Annotated in this window: 20 protein-coding genes and 1 pseudogene; 16 read left to right on the forward strand and 5 right to left on the reverse strand. The window is 57.6% G+C overall.

The window, feature by feature from the left end:
- Positions 1–160: 160 nt before the first annotated feature.
- From AC1AWD_RS01755 to AC1AWD_RS01810, 12 genes and pseudogenes are all read left to right on the forward strand, one after another.
- A pseudogene (locus tag AC1AWD_RS01755) lies at positions 161–1,102 on the forward strand (ABC transporter permease); the annotation flags it as partial.
- A gap of 92 nt (positions 1,103–1,194) precedes the next feature.
- Positions 1,195–2,049: an ABC transporter permease gene (locus tag AC1AWD_RS01760; protein ID WP_476563334.1), complete on the forward strand. Its 855-nt coding sequence runs from the start codon at positions 1,195–1,197 to the stop codon at positions 2,047–2,049.
- Positions 2,046–2,882 (forward strand): ABC transporter ATP-binding protein, encoded by an 837-nt coding sequence (locus tag AC1AWD_RS01765; protein WP_476563335.1) that lies wholly within the window; start codon positions 2,046–2,048, stop codon positions 2,880–2,882. The genes AC1AWD_RS01760 and AC1AWD_RS01765 overlap by 4 nt, the downstream gene beginning before the upstream one ends.
- Positions 2,875–3,678: an ABC transporter ATP-binding protein gene (locus AC1AWD_RS01770; RefSeq protein WP_476563336.1), complete on the forward strand. Its 804-nt coding sequence runs from the start codon at positions 2,875–2,877 to the stop codon at positions 3,676–3,678. Before AC1AWD_RS01765 ends, AC1AWD_RS01770 begins: the two co-directional genes overlap by 8 nt.
- Before the next feature lie 462 nt (positions 3,679–4,140).
- Complete coding sequence (locus AC1AWD_RS01775) at positions 4,141–4,851, forward strand: MptD family putative ECF transporter S component (protein ID WP_476563337.1); 711 nt, start codon at positions 4,141–4,143, stop codon at positions 4,849–4,851.
- A gap of 62 nt (positions 4,852–4,913) precedes the next feature.
- The gene (locus tag AC1AWD_RS01780) at positions 4,914–5,636 is read left to right on the forward strand and encodes an energy-coupling factor transporter transmembrane component T (protein ID WP_476563338.1); all 723 of its coding nucleotides are present in this window, start codon (positions 4,914–4,916) and stop codon (positions 5,634–5,636) included.
- 58 nt (positions 5,637–5,694) lie between these two features.
- A complete protein-coding gene (locus AC1AWD_RS01785) occupies positions 5,695–7,206 on the forward strand; it encodes an ABC transporter ATP-binding protein (RefSeq protein ID WP_476563339.1) in 1,512 nt (503 codons plus the stop codon).
- A 473-nt stretch (positions 7,207–7,679) separates the two neighbouring features.
- Entirely contained in the window at positions 7,680–8,696 is a 1,017-nt protein-coding gene (locus AC1AWD_RS01790; RefSeq protein ID WP_476563340.1) for a pyridoxal-phosphate dependent enzyme, read from the forward strand.
- Between the two features lie 93 nt (positions 8,697–8,789).
- Positions 8,790–11,573 (forward strand): ABC transporter ATP-binding protein/permease, encoded by a 2,784-nt coding sequence (locus AC1AWD_RS01795; RefSeq protein WP_476563341.1) that lies wholly within the window; start codon positions 8,790–8,792, stop codon positions 11,571–11,573.
- Positions 11,574–11,627: 54 nt separating this feature from the next.
- Entirely contained in the window at positions 11,628–13,604 is a 1,977-nt protein-coding gene (locus tag AC1AWD_RS01800) for a RecQ family ATP-dependent DNA helicase (RefSeq protein WP_476563342.1), read from the forward strand.
- Positions 13,605–13,641: 37 nt separating this feature from the next.
- Positions 13,642–14,142 carry an S-ribosylhomocysteine lyase gene (locus AC1AWD_RS01805; RefSeq protein WP_476563343.1) on the forward strand — a complete coding sequence of 167 codons (501 nt, stop codon included), beginning with the start codon at positions 13,642–13,644 and terminating at the stop codon, positions 14,140–14,142.
- A 137-nt stretch (positions 14,143–14,279) separates the two neighbouring features.
- Entirely contained in the window at positions 14,280–14,765 is a 486-nt protein-coding gene (locus AC1AWD_RS01810; protein WP_476563344.1) for a GNAT family N-acetyltransferase, read from the forward strand.
- A gap of 151 nt (positions 14,766–14,916) precedes the next feature.
- On the opposite strand, the gene AC1AWD_RS01815 is transcribed toward AC1AWD_RS01810, so the two are convergent.
- The gene (locus tag AC1AWD_RS01815) at positions 14,917–15,639 is read right to left on the reverse strand and encodes a FadR/GntR family transcriptional regulator (RefSeq protein WP_476563345.1); all 723 of its coding nucleotides are present in this window, start codon (positions 15,637–15,639) and stop codon (positions 14,917–14,919) included.
- Positions 15,640–15,804: 165 nt separating this feature from the next.
- Between AC1AWD_RS01815 and AC1AWD_RS01820 the strand changes: the two genes are divergently transcribed.
- Positions 15,805–16,314: a gluconokinase gene (locus AC1AWD_RS01820; protein ID WP_476563346.1), complete on the forward strand. Its 510-nt coding sequence runs from the start codon at positions 15,805–15,807 to the stop codon at positions 16,312–16,314.
- Positions 16,315–16,722: 408 nt separating this feature from the next.
- Here the strand turns inward: AC1AWD_RS01820 and AC1AWD_RS01825 are convergent, their stop codons facing one another.
- Positions 16,723–18,168 (reverse strand): amino acid permease, encoded by a 1,446-nt coding sequence (locus AC1AWD_RS01825; protein WP_476563347.1) that lies wholly within the window; start codon positions 18,166–18,168, stop codon positions 16,723–16,725.
- A 363-nt stretch (positions 18,169–18,531) separates the two neighbouring features.
- Between AC1AWD_RS01825 and alr the strand changes: the two genes are divergently transcribed.
- The 3 genes from alr to dnaG all read left to right on the forward strand — a co-directional run bounded on the left by alr (position 18,532) and on the right by dnaG (position 23,570).
- The gene (alr, locus tag AC1AWD_RS01830; RefSeq protein ID WP_476563348.1) at positions 18,532–19,890 is read left to right on the forward strand and encodes an alanine racemase; all 1,359 of its coding nucleotides are present in this window, start codon (positions 18,532–18,534) and stop codon (positions 19,888–19,890) included.
- 55 nt (positions 19,891–19,945) lie between these two features.
- Entirely contained in the window at positions 19,946–21,265 is a 1,320-nt protein-coding gene (locus AC1AWD_RS01835; RefSeq protein WP_476563349.1) for a deoxyguanosinetriphosphate triphosphohydrolase, read from the forward strand.
- Between the two features lie 166 nt (positions 21,266–21,431).
- Positions 21,432–23,570, forward strand: a complete 2,139-nt coding sequence (gene dnaG, locus AC1AWD_RS01840; protein ID WP_476563350.1) for a DNA primase — start codon at positions 21,432–21,434, stop codon at positions 23,568–23,570.
- 242 nt (positions 23,571–23,812) lie between these two features.
- Here the strand turns inward: dnaG and phnX are convergent, their stop codons facing one another.
- From phnX to AC1AWD_RS01855, 3 genes are all read right to left on the reverse strand, one after another.
- Positions 23,813–24,595 carry a phosphonoacetaldehyde hydrolase gene (gene phnX, locus AC1AWD_RS01845; protein ID WP_476563351.1) on the reverse strand — a complete coding sequence of 261 codons (783 nt, stop codon included), beginning with the start codon at positions 24,593–24,595 and terminating at the stop codon, positions 23,813–23,815.
- Between the two features lie 178 nt (positions 24,596–24,773).
- Positions 24,774–25,199, reverse strand: a complete 426-nt coding sequence (locus AC1AWD_RS01850) for a hypothetical protein (protein ID WP_476563352.1) — start codon at positions 25,197–25,199, stop codon at positions 24,774–24,776.
- 35 nt (positions 25,200–25,234) lie between these two features.
- Positions 25,235–25,846 carry an aminotransferase class V-fold PLP-dependent enzyme gene (locus tag AC1AWD_RS01855; RefSeq protein WP_476563353.1) on the reverse strand — a complete coding sequence of 204 codons (612 nt, stop codon included), beginning with the start codon at positions 25,844–25,846 and terminating at the stop codon, positions 25,235–25,237.
- Between the last annotated feature and the right edge of the window lie 238 nt (positions 25,847–26,084).

Consider the following 26,084-nt stretch of genomic DNA (forward strand, 5'->3'; position numbering starts at 1 on the left):
CTGACCAGGCGCTGCGGCGCGCGGCGATTCTGCCGATATGCCAGTCTTGTATTGCAGGCTGTCGCGCGTTGCCGCCGCCGCAGCATCGCGCATCTTCCAATCAATCTCAAAAAATAACCTTCACCGTTTTCACGCACAGTCAATCATCGGAGCAACCAAAATGCGCTTCCTTATTCGCCGATTAGGCCTGTTCCTTCTGGCGTTGTTCGGCATATCGCTGTTGGTGTTCGCCGCGCTGCGCATTTTGCCCGGCGACGTCGCCGCCGTTATGGCCGGCACGAATTCGACACCCGAACGTGTGGCAGCATTGCGTGAACAGTTGGGGCTGAACAAATCGTGGGGCGTGCAATACGTCGACTGGATGGATGCGTTGTTGCACGGCGATTTCGGTGTGTCCATCCTGACTGGTCGCTCGATTACCTCGCAGGTCGGCGTTCGCGCGTCGATTACGTTCCCCCTAATCGTGCTCGGCTTGTTGATTGCGCTGGCTCTCGGCCTCCCTCTGGGCTGTGCCTCGGTGATGGCGAATAGCCGTCACGCGCGCTCTGTATTCCATGTCGTTTCGATTATCGGCGGTGCGGTGCCTGCATTATGGAGTGGTTTGCTGCTGATTCTGCTCTTTTCACGCGGTGTCGGACTGATTGGCATCCTGCCTGCGCAAGGATTCCCCACAGACGGCTGGGCTGACCCTGAAGGAGCGGTTGCTTCGCTGATTCTGCCGGCTTTGTCGGTCGGCATCGTCGTCGGCGCAAGCCTGATGCGTTACACGCGTTCCGCACTAGGGGAGATGCTGCATTCCGGGCATGTTGATATGGCGATGTCGTGTGGCATGACGCGCGCGCAGGCGCTGGCGCGCGTCGGATTGCGTTTGGCGGCGCCGCAATTGGTGTCGGTGGTCGGTTTGACGTTTGCTGAAATGATTACTGGAGTGATGGTGATTGAAAACCTGTTCGCGTTGCCGGGAATCGGCCACGGACTGATTGTTGACGTGGGCAATCGTGATTTGGTTGCGGTTCAAAGCGAACTGTTCATGCTGTCGGCGTTTTTCCTGCTGATCGGCCTGCTGGTCGATGTGCTGCATCGTGTGTTGGATCCGCGTCTGGCGGATGATGCCGACGGCGGCGACATGTCGGATGATGATGCGGTGCCGGTCAGTGCCGCAGTGCTGCCTGATGCCGCAAAGGAGGTGCAGTCGTGAAAGCGCGCATTGTTCTACGAAGCCTTTGGGCACGCGTCGAAGGCCGTTTCTCGCTGATCGTACTGGGCTTGTGGCTGCTGATCGCGTTGGCGTCGCTGTTTTGGACGCCGCAATCCTTGTGGGCTACGGACGGCTACAACGTGTGGGCCAAGCCCTCGCTCTCCCATTGGCTGGGTACGGATGGTACGGGCGCGGACGTGCTGAGCTGGCTGATGGCAGGCTCCGCCACGAATCTGCTTGTTGTCGCGTTAACGATGCTGGTAACGGCCGCGCTCGGCATACTGCTGGTAGCGCTTATGGTTTCGCGTTCTGACGCGCTGTCGAACGTCACCGTTGTCGTTATCGATGCCCTGATTTCCGTTCCGACCACACTGATAGCGCTGATCTTGGCCGTACCTTTCGGTGCGTCAATCGCCGTGATCGTAGCCGCCTGCGGTTTCGGTTATGGACTGAATCTGGCTCGTGTAGTACGCCCGCAGGCATTGCTGGCGGCTCGCAGTGATTATGTGACGTCGGCATTGTCGAACGGAGCCACACATTGGCGTGTGTTCGTGGATCATGTCGTGCCCAATATCATGCCGACGATGCTGGTGCAGTTGACGTTGTCGGCCGGCACCTCGGTGCTGGCGGAAAGCGGCCTGACCTATTTGGGCATCGGCGTGCCGTCCGGTGTCCCGAGCTGGGGCCATTCGTTGGCCACATCGGTGAAACTCATCAACGTGTACCCGTTGACCGTGTTGTGGCCTGGCCTGATTGTAACCGTTGCCGTAGTGGCGTTGAATGTGTTCGGCGACGCGTTGCGTGACGCTGCCGATCCGTTGACGAATGCGCGATTGCGAGGCGTGAGATGAGTGTGATTATTCGCGGACTGAACATTGCCATCGGCGGCAGGCCGATTGTCAGCGATGTTGATTTGAATATTGAAGACGGCTGCCGTGTCGGATTGGTCGGTTCTTCGGGGTCCGGAAAATCCATGATTTCGAAAGCGATTATGGGACTGTTGCCGGCCGACGCCGCTGTGACGGGATCGATTACGCTTGACGGGCATGAGCTCGTAGGAGCAAGCGACCATGACATGGCCGCCTTACGCGGCCGCGCCATGGGGATGGTATTCCAAAATCCTGCATCCGCATTGAACCCGGTATTGACGGTCGGACGTCAGATCGAACTGCCATTGCGTATGCATTACGATCTGACCAAACAGGAACGCCTCGATCGCGTGATGGCAATGCTCGTCAAAGTCGGTCTGCCGGCGGCAATCATCAATAAGTATCCCAGTCAGCTTTCCGGCGGCCAACAGCAGCGCGTCGCCATCGCGACCGCCCTTATCACATCCCCACGACTCATCATCGCCGACGAACCGACCACTGCGCTTGACTCCATCATGCAACGTCAAATCGTGGATCTTCTGGTCTCCTTGGTCGACGATGCCGGCGCATCCATGCTGTTCATCACTCACGATTTCGCCGTATTGTCGCGCGCAACCACGCAATGCTACGTGATCGACGGCGGACATATGGTCGAAAACGGAGAAACTGCGCGTATCTTGGCCAATCCGCACACGCCACAGGCGCAACGCCTGACACGAGCGGCCTGCGAATTGACCTTGCAAGCGGCTGCCTCACAGCCAAAGGAATCCTTCACATCAAGCGCAACGCCAATAAAGGAGCAGCACAATGACTGATCGAATCAGCGCCCTGCAATCAGGCGAAATCATGCTGCAAGCCGCTGACATCAACAAATATTTCGGCGCACGCGGCGCCCGTCGACAAGTTTTGTTCAATGTCGGCGTCGATGTGCGCGCGGGGGAGTGCCTTGCCGTTATCGGAGGTTCCGGCTGCGGTAAATCCACACTGACCAGCATTATGCTTGGCCTGCAATCCGCCGACAGCGGCAGCGTGCACTACCGCGGTCTTGACGTCACAAAGCGGCGATCTCACAGTAGCGAAGGCCTTAAAACGTTACGGCAAGAATCCGGACTTGTATTCCAAGATCCGTTCGCTTCGCTCGACCCGCGCTGGACTGTGGAACGTTCCGTTGCCGAGCCGCTTGCCTTGCGCGGTGTTCCAATCGGTGAAATCAGCGAATCAGTCAATGGCGCATTGCATACAGTCGGATTGGATCCTGCGATTTTCCGTGCGCGCTATCCGATGGATCTTTCCGGCGGGCAGGCGCAGCGCGTCGCTATCGCTCGCGCCATCATCACTCGCCCGAATGTGCTGCTCGCCGACGAGCCGATGAGCGCCATCGATGTGGCCGCGCGTCTTGACATATTGGACGCCATACGTGCAATCCGTGAATCCAACCCGAATATGGCGTTGATCATGGTCTCCCACGATTTGGGCGTCGTGCAGCATGTTGCCGATCGCATCATCGTGCTGCATGAGGGGCGCATCGAAGAGTCGGGCGAATGCGCTCGCGTGCTTTCCTCACCGCAATCCGCCTACACGCGCCAGCTCATCGCAGCGGCCTCACTATAAGTCGACCATCACTGTAAGCGGCAGCATAAATCTGAGAATTTTCGACAAAAGTATTGCCTTTTATTGTCCCCACCGATACATTGAGGGCTGGGAAAACGTCAAAGGCCAGAAACTTTGCGCTGTACATGCGCGCTTGGCATGTACAGGCATATGGCGCGAGCACAAGTAGCGAGCACACAATGTGTGTCGTTGTGGCGCACATTGTGTGGGTGCTACACGCACATTGTGTGATGCCGCTCAAGTTGGGTGCGTTTTTAGGGCGTCACACGCACATTGTGTGTTGCTCGAACGCACATTGTGCGCTGTTTTGACACACATTGTGCGTTGCAGGCTTTGGGTGCGCGCATGGGTGGGTGCCACATACACATTGTGTGGGTGCCACATACACAATGTGCGCCGCGTAGATCCGAGACTGGTGACGTTTTTCACTGACCCGTTGAAGCCCTCAATGTATGGAGACTTATGATGAAGCCGCTTAACGCATCTGAGCAGGTCCTGAAAACGCGTAACAACCCCGGCAAACGCGCTTGCCCTGTGGCCGGCTGTTGGCTCAGAAAACTTAGCATCCCCGACCTCATCACCATCGGCGTGTTCAGCGCCCTGTATTTCGTGCTGGTTGCCGTGGCGACGTTGATCAGTACCGTGGCCTTCGCCGGTTTCGGCCAAATTCTGCTGCCGTCGGTTGCGGCCCTGCTATCGGGCGGCGTATACATGCTGCTTGCTGCGCGCATCGGCAAATTCGGCGGGCTCACCATTATGGGCATGGTTGTCGGCCTGTTCCTGTTCGTATCCGGCCATTTTATTTTCTCTTTTCTCGCCAGCATCATCTTTCCGGCGACGGCCGATCTGATTGCACGCGCTGGCCACTACCGCAATCGCACTGTTATGCTGGCCAGCTACATCGTGTTTTGCTATGGCTTGACCGGCCCGATTCTGCCTCTTTGGTTCATGAAAGATATGTATGTCGCAAGCCTGGAATCGCGCGGCAAGGATGCGGCTTATACCGACGGTGTATTCGCACAGATCAATATGGGCTCGTTTGTCATCTCCATGATTGCCATCGCTGTATGCGCACTGCTTGGCGGCTTGTTTGGCCTGCGTCTGATGCGTCGGCATTTCGTCAAAGCAGGTATTATCGCCGCCGCCGGCAGTGGTGGCAGCGGCGAAGAGTAAATCCGCGTCCATCTGCATTCGTTTTTTCATCCGCATCATTTGAACCGTCTGAATCACATCACATGAATACACGCCACCGCACCAATCGCATGCGCTTCATCCTGGATCCGCGCACCAAACTGGCATTGCTGCTGTTTGCCAATCTGACATTGTTCCTGCGTGTAAGTATTGCAGTGGAAGCCTTGATGGTCGCGTTGCTGCTGGCGACTATGTTCGTCGCCGGGCGTCGTGTGGCCGCCGCACATTGGTTGGCATGCTATGTGGCTTTGCTGGCTCTCGCCGGTGTTGCCGCGGCGATGGCTGACACATATGAATGGGTGCATCTTGTAGGCCTCGCATCATCCGGCATTCGCATGATGATGCCCAGTCTGATTGCGGGCGCTTTCGCGTTCACCACTACGTCGGCCAGCGAATTCGTATGCGCGATGCGTCGCCTGCATGTGCCGGAAGACTTTGTTATTCCTTGCATTGTGGTTATTCGCTTTTTCCCGACGATCCGTCATGATTATCGTCAGATTCGACATGCGATGGCCTTGCGTGGCATTGCGAATGGCGCTGGCGGCCTGTTGCGACGTCCAATGCAAAGCTTGGAATATGTGCTGGTGCCGTTGATGATGAATGCGACGAATGTTGCGCAGGACTTGTCGATGGCAGCTTTGACGAAGGGCTTGGGATTGCCCGGGGAACACACATGTCGCGCGCGGTTGCGTGTTCGGCCTGCCGATTGGCTGATAATGCTGTGCTGTGCGCTGCCGCCGCTTACACATGTCACAGGCCTGCTGTGAATGCGATATGTGGTGATTGATATTTTGGTGATTAGTGATTGGTGTCGGAAGGCGGATGATGGCGTCGTCGCTTGCTGAAATCGTGCGATCGCGTGGTGTGAAATTCGTGTATCAGGCGTCGGATGGGGCGGCGTTGCATGATGTTGATATGGACGTCGCCGCTGGTGAAGTGGTGGTTCTATGCGGGGGCAGCGGCTGTGGCAAGACCACGTATACGCGATTGCTTAACGGTTTAGTGCCAGGGCTGCTCGGCGGAGAATTGTCCGGCGAACATATGACTTGCGGTCTGCAGGCTGGAACATCTTCTATCGAAGCCTACGTGCCGCTGGTGGGGAGCGTGTTCCAGAATCCTAAAACACAATATTTCAACGCGAATGTTTCTGATGAAATGGCGTTCCCATGCGAGAACAGCGGTATGGATTCGGATATGATCAACGCGCGAATTCACGAAGTCGCGCAGCGATACGGTGTTGACATGCTGCTCGACCGTGATGTCTCCATGCTTTCAGGAGGACAACGACAGCAATTGGCCGTCGCCACAGCGATGATGCTGGATCCGAAACTCGTGGTGATGGATGAGCCGACCGGCAATCTTGACCAGGCGGCAATCGGACGCCTGCATGATATGGTGGTGGCATTGAAACGTGACGGCGTCACTGTTGTTATCGCCGAACATCGGCTTGCCTGGTGTATGGATGTCGCCGACCGATTCATCATCATCGAAGACGGCGCGGCCACGCAGGAATATACCGCAGTCAAATTCCGCGCCCTGCCGGCGGAACAGGTGGAAGCTTTAGGCCTGCGCGGCTTGGATATGACGCCGTATCAGGTTGCGATCCGGCAGAAAATCGTTGCCGGAAACGAGGAGAACGAAGAAGCCGCATCATCGCCGCTGATCGCGACGCAGGAATTGCGTGTGGGTGTCTCGCATCGCCGATGGTTCGGCAGACGGTCTTCCAAAAAAACCGCACAGTCCTGCGATTTCGCCAAAGACATTGATGATTTCGCCCTGCATTCTGGGCAGATCGTCGGTCTGATGGGGTGCAATGGCGCAGGCAAAAGCACGTTGGCGCGCACATTGTGTGGCCTGCAGCGGTCCCTTGACGGTCGCATCATGCTGGAAGGCAAGCCGGCGACGCGCACCGAACTTACTGACGCAAGTTTTCTGGTCATGCAGGACGTGAACTATCAGTTGTTCGCCGACAGCGTGCGTGGTGAACTGCTGATGGGTCAGGAAGAGGAGACGTCTGAGCAATGGGAGGCGTTGCGGCAGCGCTGCGACGATATTCTGCAATCACTGGATTTGCTTCAGTTCGCCGACCGTCATCCGATGACCCTGTCGGGCGGGCAGAAGCAACGTCTCGCCATCGCCGTGGCGTTGATGTGCGGCAAACGCCTGATCGTGCTCGACGAGCCGACCAGCGGATTGGACCATGCGCATATGATGCAGGTCGGCTCCTTGCTGCGGTCGTTGGCCGACTCCGGGAAAGCCGTGCTGGTCATCACTCACGACGAAGAACTCGCCGCCCGTTGGTGTGACAGGATCTTCGCCCTTCCCGCTTCGGCATGATCCGAATCGCCTTCGCCAAATCCTCCTCATCCGCCTCAAAAATGGAATGGCGGTGCGGTGATTTGCGGAATGGGTGGGGTGAAGAGATGGGGCATGAAGTTGGGGAGCGAAGAGGCTGGAATGTGAGACCGGGAAGTCCGATATGCGGGCATATGTGGTGGGGTGATGCAGGGAATCCGGTATGGTTGGCTGCATGATGCACCGTTACTGTTGTCTCTGAACATGACCCGCCCCTTCAGTGGGCGCATTTGTCGTTCAGTGGGTGCCTCATTGTGTAGTCGCATATGATGTAATCCTTGAAAAAGCCCGGGATTGCAATAAAGCTGCTATTCGGGTTAAGTCTGACGAGCACCCAGTGAACGAGAAAAGCACCCACTGAATTCCGTAAAACGCCCAATCCACCACAAAACCTTGAGTTTCATTTACACAGGAATTCAGATTCGTCGAAAGCCCCGCCCAAAGGAGCCAGCGTCATGACCATCCATAACGACATCACCGCACTTATCGGTCACACCCCACTCGTTCGCCTCAACCATGTGACGGCAGGCGTCAAATCCACCATCGCAGTCAAGGTCGAATACATGAATCCCGGAGGCTCCTCCAAAGATCGCATTGCCCGGCGCATTATCGATGAGGCGGAACGCAGTGGCCAGCTCAAGCCTGGTGGCGTCATCGTCGAACCGACGTCCGGCAACACCGGTGTAGGCCTCGCCCTGGTGGCGCAGCAGCGCGGCTATCGCACGATCTTCGTCGTACAAGACAAAGTCTCCCTCATCAAAAGGTCCGTATTGCAGGCGTACGGTGCGGAAATCATTGTCGCCCCGACCAGCGTGCCGCGCACCGATCCGCGTTCCTACTACAGTGTGGCCAAACGTTTGGCCGGCGAAATTCCGGGCGCCTATATGCCCAACCAGTATGAAAATCCGAATGGCCCACTGAGCCACTATGCGACCACAGGTCCGGAAATCTGGGAAGATAGTGACCATACGGTCACGCATTTCGTCGCCGCCATCGGCACAGGCGGCACGATTTCCGGCACCGGCCGATATCTGAAGGAAGCATCCGGCGGCGCAGTGACCGTGATTGGTGCTGATCCCGACGGTTCGATTTTTTCCGCCGAGAATCCGCAAAGCGTGCACTCGTACCAGGTGGAGGGCGCCGGCAAGGATTTCTATCCGAAAGCGTTCGACCGTAGCGTCGTCGACGACATAGTCAAGATCAGCGACGCAGATTCTTTTCTAATGACGCGTCAGCTCGCCTCCCAAGAAGGCTTACTGGTCGGCGGCTCCTCCGGAATGGCGGTGGCGGCGGCAATTCGCTACGCGCACGAACACGGCCTTGGCGAAAACGATGTGGTGGTCGCGTTGCTGCCGGATTCCGGACGTGGGTATTTGGAGAAGATCTTCGACGACGAATGGATGGTTGAACATGGGTTCGCCAACGTCGTCGAACGTTCAGTGCGGCCGTCGTTGGTGAAGCAATCCGAATAAACCCGTGCAGAGTGAAAAACCACAGCTGTTGTTCGGTCGCCTTGCGTAGACTTGACAGACAAAAGTGTTATGTCGATATGAGGAAGAGGCATCGTGCTTCAAATCAGCCGTATCTCCAAGCGGTACAAAACCGGTGACTTCATTCAGCAAGCATTGGATGACGTCAGTCTGAACCTACGGGACAACGAGTTCGTAGCCATTTTGGGTCCGTCCGGCTCGGGCAAAACAACCCTGCTGAACATCATCGGCGGTCTGGATCGTTACGATGACGGCGATTTGATCATCAACGGCATTTCCACGAAACGATACAAGGATCGCGACTGGGATTCCTACCGTAACCACACCATCGGCTTCGTGTTCCAAAGCTACAATCTGATTCCTCATCAGACAATCCTGTCGAATGTGGAATTGGCTCTGACCATTTCCGGCGTCTCCCGAGCAGACCGCAAGGAGCGTGCCTGCAAAGCCTTGGAACGTGTCGGCTTGGGCGACCATATTCATAAGAAGCCCAACCAGCTTTCCGGCGGTCAGATGCAGCGCGTCGCCATTGCCCGCGCCCTTGTCAACGATCCGGACATCGTGCTGGCCGACGAGCCCACCGGCGCGTTGGATTCCGATACTTCCGTGCAAATCATGGATTTGCTGAAGGAAGTCGCCAAGGACCGCCTCGTCGTCATGGTGACGCACAACCCCGAACTGGCGCACCAATATGCGACGCGCATCGTCGAACTGCGCGACGGCAGCATCCGTTCCGACTCCGCGCCTTTCAATCCCGGCAGCGAATGCGCTGCGGCGCCCGTACATCAGACGATGGGACGCGCCGCAATGTCGTTCGCAACATCACTGGCGTTGAGCTTCAATAATCTGCGTACGAAAAAAGCGCGCACCATCCTCACCTCGTTCGCTGGATCCATCGGCATCATCGGCATCGCGCTGATCATGTCCATCTCGACTGGTGTCAACACCTATATCGACGATATCCAGCGTGAAACGATGACCGCATACCCGATCACCATCGACGCGAAAACCTTCGACATGTCCAGTCTCATGTCGAGTGCACAGTCCAATGCCACCTCGCAAAAGAAGCATGGCAGCGACGCCATCTACCCGGATGATTCCAGCATCCAGGACGCGTCTACGATGACCGGCAGCATCACCGAAAACAATTTGAGCGCGTTCAAGCGGTATCTGGATGATGACAGCAGCGAAATCAACCAATACGTCGGCTCGGCCGGCGTGCAATATTCGTACGATACGAAATTCTCCGTATTCGCCTACGATCCGGACGATACGCTGGTCACCGCCGACGGCGTCACGTTCGGCGGCAGCGGCACGCAATCCATGGCGTCGCGCATGGCAACCAGCAGTACGCAGTCGATGACGACATCCGACGTGACCTCCATGCAGATGAGCATGCTGACCGGCCAAAGCGATGAAAACGCCGCGCCGAACGCGTTCGGTGAAATCATGCCCAGCGCCGACGGCAAGCAGATGGTCGGCAAAGTGATTCGCGACAATTACAAGGTCGTTGAAGGCGAATGGCCGTCCAATCGCAACGACGTCGTGCTGGTGCTTGACGAAAACAACAGCATTCCACTGACCACGCTGTATGAACTGGGCCTGTTGCCGCAAAGCGAATACAAAACCATGATGGACCAGCTCAACTCCGGCGAAGACGTCACCACCAACACCAGCAAAATCGACTATTCAAAGGCGCTTGACCAAAAGCTGTATGTCATCCCGGCCTGCGACCAGTACGAGAAGGGCGAAGACGGACATTACGTCTATAAGGGCGATGACGCGGATTACATCACATCGAACATGACCGATGAGAACGCATTGAACATCGTCGGCATCGTCAAGCCCATCAAAGACGCTGAGGCGACGCCGCTGGCCACCGGCATCGGCTATACGCGCGAACTGACCGACTATCTGATCGACCATGCCGAATCCAGCCAGATCGTTTCCGATCAAAAAGCCGACCCCGATCACAACGTGCTCAACGGCATGGCCTTTGCCCCTAGCGATGATGCAGCCAAAGCCAGCGACGCCCAATCCTACGTCGCCACGTTGGGCGTAAGCCAGAAAGCGCAGATGGCGCGCACGCTGATGACCGCCTCCGCACGGCAGTCCGGCGACGCTTCGACAACCGCCACGCTCGCCACAGCAAGCGAATCCGAACTGGCGGCCCAGCTTGACGCGTATATGGCCGCCGCCGATCAGACGTCGCTGGTCGCCATCTACGATCAATATGTGTCGGCGGGCTCCTACAACGACAACATGTCCGCATTCGGACTGGTCAGCCGCGATGCGCCAAGCTCAATCAACATTTACGTCGATAGCTTCGACGACAAGAACGCCGTCGTCGACGCCATCAATGATTACAACGATGCGGCCGACGAAGCCGACCGCATCGTCTACGTCGACTATGTGGGCCTGATGATGAATTCCGTCACCACCATCATCGACGTGATCACGTATGTGCTAATCGCCTTCGTCGGCGTCTCGCTGGCGGTGTCGTCGATCATGATCGGCATCATCACCTACATTTCCGTGCTGGAACGCACTAAGGAAATCGGCATCCTGCGCGCCATGGGCGCGTCAAAGCACAATGTTTCACAAGTGTTTAACGCGGAAACCGGCATCATTGGCCTGCTGGCAGGTCTGATTGGCATCGGTGTGACATTACTGCTGCTGATTCCAGGCAATGCGATTCTGCATTACGCCATCGGCACCAACGATGTCAGTGCCGCGCTGCCGGTCGGCAATGCGGTCGCGCTGGTCGTGCTCAGTATGGTGCTGACGCTGGTCGGCGGCCTGATTCCGTCGCGCGGCGCCGCGAAGTGCGATCCGGTCACGGCATTGCGTACCGAATAGCATTGCGGCCGAATGTCAAAGCGCCGGCCATGGACGGCGGCTACACTTGGCAGCATGACAGATGCGGCAAATACTGCGCTTGACGCGCTGAAACGATACTTCGGCTACGACTCGTTCCGATCGGGGCAGGCGGGCCTTGTCGAAGCGATTCTCGCAGGGCATGACGTCCTCGGCGTCATGCCCACAGGCGCAGGCAAATCCGTGTGCTACCAAGTGCCCGCAACCATGCTGCCGGGCCTGACCGTCGTTATCTCGCCGCTGATCTCACTCATGCGTGACCAAGTCGACGGCCTTAACGAGCAAGGCATACCGGCCGCGTACATCAATACCACGCAATCCTACGAAGAGCAGGAGGATGTGCTTGCCGCAGCGGCCCGCGGCGACATCACACTGCTGTATGTCGCGCCCGAACGGCTCGAAACCGAACGTTTCCGCAACTTCGCCGTACGCGTGCCCGTATCGTTGATCGCCGTCGACGAAGCGCACTGCGTATCCCAGTGGGGGCAGGATTTCCGTTCCTCATATCTCGGCATCGGCGAATTCATCGCCGCTCTGCCCACGCGCCCGACCGTCGCGGCCTTCACCGCAACCGCAACCGAGCGTGTGCGCGGCGACATCATCGCACTGCTGGGATTGCAGCAGCCGCGCATCGCCGTCACCGGATTCGATCGCACTAATCTGTATTTTGACGTCATCAAATTGGAAGCCAAACGCAAAGCCGCGTGGGTGGCACAGTACATCGCCGAACGCGCCAATGAATCCGGCATTGTCTACTGTGCGACGCGCAAAGACGCCGAAGCGCTCGCCGCATCCCTCAACCACGCCGTACCGGCATTGCGCATGGCCGGCGCTGGCGAGTCCGCAGGCTTCGACAACGGGCGTATCGCGGTCGCCTACCACGGTGGCATGCCAGCCGAAGAACGCAATCAGGCGCAACGCGACTTCGTCACCGACCTCGTGCCGGTGGTCGTGGCGACCAACGCCTTCGGCATGGGCATCGATAAGTCGAATGTGCGCTACGTGATCCACCACAACATGCCCGAAAGCATCGAAGCCTACTATCAGGAGGCGGGTCGCGCCGGGCGAGACGGTGAATCCAGTCGTTGCACGCTGCTGTGGAATGAATCTGATATCGTCACGCGCCGGCGTCTGCTCGACTCCGATTACGAGAATGAGCGGCTGAGCGCCGACGAGCAGGAAATCGTACGCATGTCGAAGCGCCGACTGTTGGACGGCATGGTGGGCTACTGCCGTACCGCCGACTGCCTGCACCGGTATATGACGCGATATTTTGGTGAGCCAGACGATTGCGATGCTTGCGATGACGGCGTTGCTGGCGCTGCCGGAAAGCGGCATTGCGCAGGCGGATGCGTCAACTGCGACAGTACCTTTGCGACGATCGACGTCACCGACATCGCACGCACGATCAGCCGTTGCGTGCACGATACCGGTGCAAGCGTCGGTTCAGGCAAAATCGTACGTATTCTGCGCGGTTCGCAGGCGCAGGATCTGGCATGGCTTAACCCGCAAAGCCTGCCGACCTTCGGCATGCTCAAGGATGTGCCGGAAGCGAGGATCCGCGATGTGCTGAACCAGATGGCCACCGACGGTTTCCTGCATATTTCCGAAGGGCGCATGCCGATCGTCGGCTTTGGAGTACGTGCCGCGGAAACGGTGGCTTCGGAGTTCCATTACGAAATCAAACACATCGACCGTACTACGACGGGCGGCTCCGCGAGCAAGCGTGGTGGCGCAGCCAGCGGCACGGCAGGCGGCGCCATGTCATCGTATGTTCTCGACGACGACGAAGAGGCGTTGTTCCAGCGTCTGCGTGAACTGCGTCTCGATATCGCGCGCGAAATCGGCAAACCGCCGTACATTGTTTTCTCTGACAAAACGTTGCGCGATATGGCTCGTATCAAACCGGTCACACCCTCGCAGTTCCTGCTCGTCAACGGCGTGGGCGACAACAAGCTCAAACTCTATGGCGACCGTTTCATCCAAGCCGTCGCCTCCTTCCGTGCGGCATAATGGGTGAGTGAATGGCCGTAATCGAAAAGGAGCGGATATGACGGAATCGAAGAAGGACGGCGAAAAGCCGGTGGTGGAAAGCTTCCAGCTGGATCATACGAAGGTGAAGGCGCCGTATGTGCGGTATATCGATACGCAGACCGGCCCGAACGGCGATGTGATCTCGAACTATGATTTGCGTTTGGTGCAACCGAACGAGAACGCCATTCCGACGGGCGGCCTGCATACGATCGAGCATGCGATCGCGGTGCTGCTGCGCGAACGCATTCCCGGCTACATTGATTGTTCGCCGTTCGGCTGCCGCACCGGCTTCCACCTGCTGACGTGGGGCGAGCATTCCACCGAGGACGTGGCCAAGGCGCTGAAGGAGGCATTGACGTTCATCGCAGAAGAGGCCACGTGGGATGATGTTCCGGCCACAACGGAGGAAAGCTGCGGCAACTACCGCGACCACAGCTTGTTTACGGCGAAGCAGTGGTGCCGCGACATTCTGGTCAAGGGCATCAGTTCCGACCCGTTCGAACGCAGGGTGGTGTGATATTTCGCGGTTGCATGGTCAAATGCCGGCATATGTGCACTGAGCGTGCTAATTTGTACCCTCGGAGTTTCCGAAGAAGAATCACGAGGTGTGCTGTGACTGAAGAGGCGTCCCCAAGGCGTTTTCGCCATGCGACGATGGCGGATTTTCCCCGCATGCAGAAGATCTACGAACATGCGCGTGAGCTGATGGCCCGCAACGGCAATCCGACGCAGTGGGGTCACACGTTCCCTCGTGAGGAAGTCGTTCTTGACGATATCGCCAATCAGCGCACGATGCTGCTGGTCGATACCGTTGACGGTAACGAGCGTATTCTCGCCCAGTTCGCGCTGTGCCCCGGCAAGGATCCGACGTACGCGAAGATCGACGGCGCCTGGTTGGATGACGACACGTATGTGACGATTCACCGCATTGCCTCGTCCGGTTTGGCTCGCCACGCCGCCCGTGACTGCATCAAGTGGGCGTTGAAGCATTACGGCAATGTGCGTGCCGATACGCATCCGAACAACAAGGCCATGCAGCATGTGTTGGAAAGCAATGGTTTCGCGCGCTGCGGCCTGATTCAGCTGATCGATCGGCCGACCGACACCACACGCATTGCGTATCAGCGCCACGAGTGGTGATTCGTCGGACTGCTCTTCAGTGAGCGGCGGGTATATGCGAGGCCTCGCGATGTCGTCGTGACGTTGCGAGGCCTTTGTGTTGTGGGGTCCCGCGTCGCATGCCGCTATGTTGCGTCTGTTTCCGTCTATTGGTTTCCTTGTACCGTTCGCCTTATTGATTGTCGGGCGACGTGCGCAATGCGTCTCGCACTTCGTCGACGATTCGCCGCATGGCGTCGTAGGCTTCGTCTTCGTTGCCGCGCCAGATCGCTTCGGCCACGGCGGTGTGTGCGTCCAGTGCTTCCGCCTTCGGCTGGGCCGGGTACATGTTGATTTCCACGCGTCCGCGCAGCACGATCGCGATGGTGTCGGAGAATGATGAGAACAGCTCGTTGCCGCAGCTTTTGAGAATAAGCGAGTGGAATTCGATATCCAGTTCGTGGAATTTCTCAAGTGTCCCGTTTTCGCCGTATTCCTTCATGCGCAGTGCCATTACGGGCAGTTTTGCCTTGTCTTCCAGTGATGCTCGTTCCGCGGCATAGCGCGCTGCGGCCGGTTCGATGCACAGGCGCAGTTCGGTGAGGCAACGCAATTCCTGCTTGCGTTGCGATGAATGCAGTTTCCATGTGATGACCTGCGGATTAAGGGCTTGCCATTCGTCGTTGGGATTGGGGACGAGGCCTACGCGGCGACGGATGGAGATGGCGTTGGCCGATTCGAGCAGGCGTGCGGCTTCGCGGGCGACCGTTCTTGATATGCCGAATTGCGACTGGAGATCTTCCAGTGTCTTTGGCTGTTCTGCGGTCCATACGCCGTCTATGATGTCGATGGCGAGCTGGCTGGCGACGGGCAGATGCATGTGCTCGGCGCTGGTGATAAGGGATTCCGCAGTCATGCGATTCAGATTACCAATTGCCTACAGACACCCCGATTTGATAAAAAAGAGTCTTTTTGATTTGGTGAAGAGTTATAAAAGGTTTATCGTATTCTTCGACAGATATCGCAGCGGACATCTGCTTGCACCGATAAGTGCACAGTCGCACGTTGTTAAGGAGTCTTGATGAGAACGCATGTGGTGGTCATGGGTGTCGCAGGATGCGGAAAGTCAACCGTTGCCGAAGCGATTCGTGACCGTCTCGGTTTTGAAATGGTGGAAGGCGATGCCTTCCACCCGCAGGCGAATATCGACAAGATGAGCGCCGGCATTCCGCTGACCGACGAAGACCGTTGGCCGTGGCTGCGCGTCCTCAATTCATGGATGGCCGCCAAGGAATCCGTCGGCGAGAACACCGTGGTTTCCAGCTCCGCGCTGAAGCGCGCATATCGTGATGTGTTGCGCGAAAACGTCCCTGTATTCTTCGTTCACCTCACCGGCAGAGAGGAATTGATCGGCGAACGTCTGGCCGCACGCAAGGGCCATTTCATGCCACCGGCGCTGCTGCCCAGCCAATTTGCCATCCTGGAGCCGCTCCAAAGCGATGAAGACGGCGTGGAAATCTCAATCGAAGGCTCCGTCGAAGAGATGACGGAACGCGCGATCGCCGCGGTCAAGGCATATATGGAACGCTGAATCATCAAGGTATCGCCCGTCTCGCCAATATAAAACGGATTCAAAGGGGAATCACCATGCAACTTGTCCTTGCCGCCATCATCGGAATTTCTGATGCGGGATTGCAGGTGCCCACCAATGGCATCGTCTGAAATATTGCGCGTATCTCTAATCAGCATCTGCATAAAATGAATTTTTCAATGTTGGAGGGGCGCTGTCTTCGAAGCGGTAAACCGGACTTGACTTATCAAATGATGCAAACCCCCCGAAAAATCGATTTGTCTGTCGCCTTATGCATTCAAGAAGCGACAGACAAATCGATCACGCAGTTGCATGCGCGAATTGCATGCGCGAATCACAGAGCGCAGAGCGTGCGCACAGAACGCGCATACAGAAACACGCGTACAGAAACGCGCATGCCCCCATCGACTATTCAGCCGCCACGGCGGCTTCGCTCTTCGCGCCGTTGAGCTTGGAACGCTTGCGGGCGTATAGGAAGTACACGGCGAGGCCGAGCGCGAACCAGACGGCGAAACGCAGCCAGGTCTCCCAGTTCAAGCCTGCGATCAGGATGAAGCAGAAAATGATCGCGCAGATCGGCGTGAACGGCACGAGCGGCGCACGGAAGCCGCGGCGCGCATTCGGCTGGGTCTTACGCATCCACAGCACGCCGGCCGAAACGATGATGAACGCGGACAATGTGCCGATGTTCACCAGTTCGAACAGAACGTTGATGTTGATGAAACCGCCCGCGAACGCGGTCAGCAGACCGAAGAACCACGTGCCCTTGTATGGGGTGAGGAAATTCGGATGCACTTCGCCGAAGAACTTCGGGAACAGGCCGTCACGGCTCATCGCATAGCAGATGCGCGACTGGCCGTACAGCTGCACCAGCATCACGGTGGTCATGCCGACGAGTGCGCCGATGTTGACGATTACGGCCAGCCAGTTCATGCCGGTGGCGAGGATAACGCCGGCGACCGGAGCATCGATGAAGTTCGCGAATTCCTGATAGGGCACGACGCCGGTCATGATCAGCGTCATCACGATGTACAGCACGGTGGAGACGGCCAGTGAGATCAGAATGCCGCGCGGCAGCGTCTTGTTCGGATTGACGGTCTCTTCGGCGGAGGAAGACACGGCATCGAAGCCGATGAAGCTGAAGAACACGATGGACGCAGCCGGAATAATGCCGTACGGCTGGGTCGAATCCGGCTGGAACGTGTACAGGCCGTATGGGGAGAACGGCTTCCAGTTGCTGGGCTTGACATACCAGATCACGCACACGATGAACAACGCGATGATGACCAGTTTGATGATCACCATGATGTCGTTCGTTTTTTTCGTCTGGTTGATGCCGATGGACAGCACCCACGTGATCAGCAGCACGATGATGAAAGCGGGCAGATTGAAGTAGGTGGTGACGCCCGGTGTGGTGCCGTATGCGGCGGTCAGCTCGACGGGAAGATGCAGTCCGATGCCTTCGAGCAGCTGGTTGAAGTATCCCGACCAACCTGCGGAAACGGTTGCGGCCTGCAGCGCGTATTCCAGAATCAGATCCCAGCCGATCATGAACGCGACGATTTCACCGAATGCAAGATACGCGTAGGAGTATGCGGAGCCTGAAACCGGTGCCATTGCTGCGAATTCGGCATAGCACAGGCCGGCGAAACCGCAGCAGACCGCGGCAAGAAGGAAGGAAACGGAAAGCGCAGGTCCTGCCGTCAGTGCGCCTTTTCCGGTCAACACGAAGATGCCGGTGCCGATGATCGCGCCGATGCCGAGCATCGTCAGATCAAAGGTTTTCATTGTGCGCTTGAGCGGCGTGGAATCGGCGACAAGCTGATCCACTAATTTTTTGCGAAAAAGATCCATGGTCTTCTCCCAAGATATGCAGTGATTAAGGGCTAGACCGGACGGTTTTCCGGGACCCCGGCACGCCTCAACGCCGGGAATCAGAATATGCGGGCATCGGAAAACATGCGTCAATGCCGCGCACATAACATGAAAGTGTATGGGAATAGTGTGGACAAACATGATGCAATTTGCGTGTCCTTGTTGGTAAAACGCTTCCTCTTTGACACTTGTGTAATGTGATGTCACAAGAGGCGAGGTGGTGTCGAAGAGAAGGGGGATGGCGTAAAATTTGATGCTGATTGCTACTGATGTTTTTATGAATTTGCAATATTTCGAACAACAATCCCGCGTTCGTCATAGCACAGCGCCACAATAGGCGATATGACTTTGAGCGCAGCACCTGAATGGCAGTTTTCATCCCCTGAAGGCAAGGCGAATTATGAGACCGCTTGCCGGCGATATCCCGCGCAGGCTATCGTCGATCTTGCCGCATTGCGTGACAATATGCGTCATTTGGTGAATATGGTCGGAGGCAAGGATTCCGGCACCGCAGTCATGGGCATTGTGAAGGGCGACGGATACGGCCACGGCCTGTTGCCTTCCGCGTTGGCGGCGTTGGCGGGCGGCGCGACCTGGCTGGGGGCGGCACAGTCGCATGAAGCGCTGCTGCTGCGTCAGCTCGGCATCGGTCCCGATCGTTGCCGCATTCTGACTTGGGTCTATAACGGTATGGCAGCGCCGTTTGATGAGCTTATTGATAACGATATTGATATTTCGATCGGTTCGATGTCCGGAATTACCGCCGTCGCCGAAGCGGCGCGCAAGCTCGGCAAAACCGCTCGTGTGCATGTGAAGGTGGATTCCGGATTCGGCCGTAACGGTTTCACTGAAGAAAGTTTTGACGAGGCGCTCCAATTGTTGGCGCCGCTGTCACATGAAGGCGTGTTGGATGTGGTCGGCCAGTGGAGCCATCTTGCGGTGGCCGATTCACCGGATGTTCCCGAATTCGTCGCCTCCACCGACCGTCAGGTTGAATCGTTCAACGCGTTCACGGCACGCATGGAAAAGGCCGGCATTGCGCCGCGCATCCGTCATTTGGCCAATACGGCAGCAACTTTGAATCGCCCGGAAATCCGCTTTGAACTGACTCGGCCGGGTATTGGCCTGTATGGTTACGAGCCTGATCCGGCAATGGGCACGCCGTCCACATATGCGCTGCGCCCGGCCATGACGCTTCAGGCACAGCTTGGCACGGTCAAAGATGTGGAAGCAGGCCATGGCATTTCTTATGGCCGCACTTATTTGACGCCGGATGACACGTCCACGGCGATCGTGCCGGTCGGCTATGCGGATGGCATTCACCGTTCCGCCTCCGGTTTCGATATGCAGGGCGCGAAGCATGTGGAGAAGGCCGGCGGCCCGGTACGTGTTATGACCGCGCAAGGTCCGTGCCTGTTCCGTGTGTCCGGCCGCGTATGCATGGACCAGTTCATGCTCGACTTGCATGAGCACGCGTCCTTGCTCGGCGTGCACGAAGGCGACACGGTTGTACTGTTCGGCCCGGGTCGCGGCGAATCCTGCTGCGAGCCGACCGCCGACGATTGGGCGCGCGCCGCAGGCACCATCAGCTATGAAATCTTCACATGTCTACGCAATCGCATTCCGCGCCTGTATCTGCACGCCGCGGATGTGCTGGCGCCGGAAGACCTTGCAAAATTGGACCCGACCAGCCTGCTGTAATCGCCTGCAGAAACGCATGTGAATACGACGGCGTGAAGAAAGCGAGGACCATATCATGATCGATATGTCGCACGGACATCGCATAACGCCGTCGTATAGCACCTTCGACGAGGAACGCTGGGCGACGGAACCGCCGAAGTCGCGCTCGCGTACCGCTTTCCAACGTGATCGCGCGCGGCTCATCCACTCGTCGGCCTTGCGCAGGCTCGGCGCGAAAAGCCAGATATTGGTGGCTGGCAGTGACGATTTTGCCCGCACGCGATTGACCCATACGTTGGAAGTCGCACAAATCGGCCGTCAGATCGCGCAATTACTAGGATGCAATCCCGACGTCGTCGATTGTGCGTGTCTTGCACACGATCTAGGCCATCCGCCATTCGGGCATAATGGTGAACGCGCATTGGCTGTGTTGGCCTCCAATATCGGCGGATTCGAAGGCAACGCGCAAACATTGCGATTGCTGACACGTTTGGAACCGAAAATAGAACATGCTGATGGGCGTTCTGCAGGCGTGAATCTGACACGCGCCTCGTTGGATGCCGCCGTCAAATATCCATGGGACTATGCCACCGCTATCAAAATCGTGCAAGAACGCGGCGACACTATTCCGCGAGACGCTCCGCGTGGCCTCAAATTCGGTGTCTACCCGGACGATATGCCCGTATTCCAATGGCTGAAGCAAGGTGCGGAACATCCTGAAAAGAAACCGATCGAGGCGCAGGTCATGGATCTCGCCGACGACATCGCCTACAGCGTGCACGATGTGGAAGACGCCATCGCCATCGGCGCATTCGACCCAGCAATCCTCAACCAATCTCGCATCCTGGACGCCATCGTGGAAGACGCTCGCGAATGGTATGGCCGGCAATGGGGCGGCGACGGTCTTGTTGCGGCATTCCAACGCCTTGCAACAGCACAATTGTTGCCTGAATCTTTCGACGGATCACGTCGTGCGCTTGCCAATCTGAAAAACATCACCAGCGCGCTTATCGGACGCTTTGCTGAATCCGTAGAACATGCCACCCGCGACGCGCATGGAGCGGGACCGCTCACTCGATATCATGCCGACATCGTCACACCTGAATCGATCGCCTACGAAATCACCCTGCTCAAAGGCATCGCCGCGCATTTCATGATGATGCCGCGTGAACGCGACGACGAATATCTCAAAGAACAGCGTATCGTCACTGACCTGGTAGAAGCGTTTATGAGCGTCTCACCCGCACTGCCTTCGGCGCTCGAACCGGCCTTCCGTGACGATTGGCGGACGGCTTCCAACGACGACGAGCGACTGCGCGTCGCCATCGATCAAGTCGCTTCGCTCACCGACGGGTCAGCCACGGCATTGCACGCCATGCTTTGCGGCGCCCGGTAACGCCTTCCGGCAGCACGGCCGTATGACCGCAACTCGGGCGCCGCCCGGCGCGCAGCACGCCCGCCGCCTGCACAAGCGGCGACGCGCGTGACAACCCGCACAACACCGCGCATAACAGCGCATAAAACCGTGTTCAAGATGAGTGGTCACGGTATTCTTGGAAGCTATGCCGGGAATGATTCTGAAGGAAGACGTTGAAAAAGTGCGTGCCGCCGCGGATCTGTACGATATCGTATCCGCGACGGTTACGCTCAAACCCTCCGGCACCGGCACATACGTGGGACTGTGCCCCTTCCACGATGAAAAAACGCCAAGCTTCTCAGTGCGCCCGGCCCTGGGCGTATGGCACTGCTTCGGATGCGGTCTCGGCGGCGACGTATTCGGCTACGTCGAACAACGCGAAAACGTGGACTTCCGTGAAGCCGTCGAAGTGCTGGCCGACAAATATCACATCGAACTGCATTACGAACAGTCCGGCACGCGTAAAGAACACGCTGGATCAAAACGCGCCCGCCTGCTCGATGCCAACGAGGAAGCGCAACGATTCTTCACCTCCCAACTCATGACCAAAGAAGCGCTGCCCGCACGCAAACTGCTCGACGGCAGAAACTTCAGCCAAGCCGACTGCGTACGCTTCGGCTGCGGCTACGCGCCGCAAGGCTGGGACAATCTCGTCCGTCACCTCGCCAACAAAGGCTTTACCCAGCAGGAAGTGCTCGACGCAGGCCTCGCGCGCCAAGGCCAACGCGGCATCTATGACTATTTCCGAGGCCGCGTCACCTGGCCCATCCGCGATTCGACAGGACGCACGCTCGGCTTTGGTGCACGCAAACTCTACGAAGACGACGCCATCAACGCGAAATACATCAACACGCCCGACACACAGCTGTATCGCAAAAACCAAGTGCTATACGGCATCGATCTGGCGAAATCCGCCATCGTGAAAAAACGCCAGGTCGTCATCGTCGAAGGCTACACCGACGTCATGGCCATGCATCTGGCCGGCATCGACACCGCCATCGCCACCTGCGGCACCGCATTCGGCGCCGAACATGCGAAAATCGTGCGTCGATTGATTGCCGACGATTCGTTGGGCGCCGTGCAATTGATTGGGCCGCTGAAGGTCGAAGGTCAGGCATTGAGCTCGCGCATCGTGTTCACCTTTGACGGCGATGCGGCAGGACAGAAGGCCGCCATTCATGCGTTTGGCCTTGATTCCGCGTTTTTGACGCAAACTTTCGTTGCAGTAGCCGACGATAATCTCGACCCTTGCGATCTGCGCATCGAACGCGGCGACGAGGCGATACGGTCGCTGATCGCCAATGCAAAGCCGCTGTACGATTTCGTGATCGAAGCGGCCATCGCACGTTTCGACACCAGCTATACGACTGGTCAGATGGGAGCGGTGAAGGCTGCGGCTCCGCTGATCGCGCAGATTCGCGACCGTTCCTTGTGGGATTTTTATGCGCGCAAGGCGGCCCGCGGCATCGGTGTCGAATTGGACATCATGCAGCGAGAAGTACGCGCCGCACGTCGTCAATTGCATGTGCGCGACGAAGATGCGTATGCGCCGAAAAAACGATATGCCAATGTGTCGGCCGAGCCGCGAATGGACGCCGTCTCAGGGCGTAATCCGTTCGCGAATCCGGCTGTACGTCGCAATCTGGAACGCCATGCCGCAGTGACGCAAACCTATTTCAAAGTCGACGATGCCGTATTCATTTGCGAACAACAGTTTATGGCGACTCTGATCCAAGTGCCTCGTGCCGTGGACCGTAATCTGTTTGCAGGGCTTACGCTGTCGAATTTCATCACGCCGGTGTTCCGTTCGCTGTTCCAAGCGATTGCGGCCGCCGGGGGATTGCCGGAAGACAATACGCCGCAGGGATTGTGGATGCATAATCTCGCCAAGGCGGGCGGGCCATTGCTGGAACCGGTGATTAACGAATTGGCGGTGATGCCTCTGCCGTTGCCTGTTGCGGAAGCTGATGAAGCCGTCGGCGTTGCGTCTGTTGCGTCTGGGGCTGGCGTCGATGTTGGCGCTGCCGGAGAGGGCTCCGATCAGGATGGTCATTCCGCTGCCGTGCAGTTGCGTAAGGCCACGGCCGCCGAACGTCAGTATGCGACCGAACTGCTGGCGCGCCTGCTCGATATCGGCTTCATGCGCAAGATCGGCGCGGCCCGACGCCGCATGGCCCAGCTGCCGGACGGTGAAGAGAAAATCGCGTTGCTCGGCGAAGTCACCACCATGGAAGCTGCTCGCAAAGACTTGCAAAGCCAGGTGTACGGCAACAACATCGGCTGATTTCGGTCTCCGCGGAGCCTTTTTCTGCCGGCCATCCTTCTCGCCGGCAGATCTGACCCGCTTGCCAGCAGGTCTGACCGTTTCCGCCCCTGTTTTCGGTCACTTTTGCTGAAGAAGACCATCTCCATCAGCAGGTGTGACCGTTTTAGGGCCCTATTTCGGTCACTTCTGCTGACGGGATGCGTTGTCGTCAGCAAAAGTGACCGAAACCGGGGTCCAAAAGCTTCGACACCCGATGGGCATCAGGCGATCTGACGCAGCAGGGCCGGCAGCCCGCCCACGGTGTTGATGACCGCGTCGGCACCGGCCTTGACGAACGTGTCACGTACGGCGGCACGGGCGGCAGTCTTCTCGGCATCCGACAGCGCTTCGAATTCGTTCAGTGTCATGCCCATCTGCGAGCTGCCTTCGATGACGCCGATCGTGAACACGCCCGCAGCCTTGCCTTCGCCGATATCGGACAACGTGTCGCCCACCTTCGCGACACGGCGCGCATCAGCCAGATGCAGGGCCTGCATATTCGCGAAAATCATGTACGGGTACGGACGTCCGAAACCGTTCACGCCGTCGGCGCTGATCCAATAATCAGGCGCATACCCCTGCTCGGCGGCCTTTGACACGACGATATCCATCATGGCGTTGGTATAGCCGGTGGTCGAACCGATTTTCAAACCCATCGCGCGCAATTCGGAAACCGTTTCCAGCACGCCTGGCTTCGGATCCGCATACTGGTCAAGGATGCCGAGCAGCATCGGCTCGAATTTCGCATACACGGCGTCCACATCGTCGGCAGTCGGTGCCGCACCATGCAGATCCTCCCAAGCACGGGCGACACGGTCCATATGCATCATCGTGTTGACATGATCGTGCTTGAGCATGCCCATCGGTCGGCGGGTCTCATCCATGGTCGGCTCAATACCGAACTGGATGAACGCCTCCTGGAAAGCACGCACTGGGGCGAAGCAGCCGTAATCCACGGTGGTGCCGGCCCAATCAAAAATCACTGCGTCAAAACGAGTGGCCATAGAAAATCTCCTTTTATAGCACTTGCAATCGTGAAATCGAGAAATTGCCGTAATAGTCGTAATGCTTGTAATTGCGGCGACTACAGCAATTTCGTAGTTGTGGTAGTCGCCGCAATCGGTGTTGTCGTGAATCAGTGTCGTTGTGCTTTGACGGCATCGCCGGCGGCGTTCATCGCGGCTAATGCGGCGGCAAATCAGCGGAACCGCGTGAGGCTTCAAGCAGGCTGCGTTCAGCCATATACATGGCGAAGAATTCAGTGACGCGTTCGATGTCGCCGGTGTGGATTTCGCCGATGTTGCCCAAGCGGAAGGTCTCTTCATCGGTCAGCTTGCCAGGGTAGATCGCGTAGCCGCGTTCCTTGATATATGCGTACATGTCGGCGAAATCGAAGTCGACGCCTTCCAGGTAGAGGAAGGTGGTGATGATCGGCCCCTGATGGTCGGTGAGATACGTGGTAAAGTCCAGCTCCTTCATGCGGGCGATCGGCAGATGATTATTGAGCGCATAGCGTGCAGCCCGTGCGGCCAGCCCGCCTTCGGCCGTCATCTCATCCAACGCCTTGGGGAATGCGAGCACGACATGTGTGTGGGGGCGTAACGCCATTTGCCGCCATCCTTCTCCAGCGTGTTCCACTGGTCCTACAGGTCGAGCGAAAGGCTGCGCGCCTTGCCCTTGGAAGCCTCAATCTTGCTGATATTGGCGATGATGAAGCTGAAGCCCGGCACGCCCTGAATGCACTTGTTCGCGGAGGAGACAAGGAAGTCGATGCCCCAGTCCTCGACCGGAATGTTCACGCCGCCGAAGGAGCTCATGGCATCCGCCATGAAGGTTTTGCCATGCGCCTTGGCGACGGCGGCGACGGCCTGGATGTCATTGAGCAGTCCGGACGCGGTTTCGGAATGAATCATCGACACATGTGTGATCGACGGATCGGCATCCAGGATTTCGGCCACGCGTTCGGCGCTCGGAATGGTGTTGTACGGTTCGTCATACTGCACGTAGTCGATGCCGGCATGTTCGCAGATCTTCACCTGGCAATCGCCGTATGCGCCGTTCGTGCATAGCAGCACTTTGTCGTCGGCGCCGATTACGGAAGTGAGCACGCTTTCCACGCCGAACGTGCCCGAACCCTGCATCAGCACGGCGGTGTAATGCGCCGGATCGCACTGGGTAAGCTCGACCAGCTGATGCCGAATCTTTTGCGTGATGGCCTTGTAAACGTCGTCCCACGTGCAGTGGTCGAACAGCATTTCCCCTTTGACGGTGCGGGTAGTGGTCAGCGGGCCGGGGGGGGAGCAGTTTGTATTCGTGATTCATGGGATTCTTTCCTGTGGTTATTGATTGTTCGATTGGGATTGTTGCTTATGGTTTCGGCGTCTGATGTTTGTACGCTTTGCGGTTTTCGCGCTGATGACGCCAAGTCATTATGTTTTGGGCATAGAAGACCGCCCCGCCCGTATGCGACGCGGGGCGCCTTCTAAAAGACAG

Source organism: Bifidobacterium sp. LH_512 (assembly GCF_056356435.1).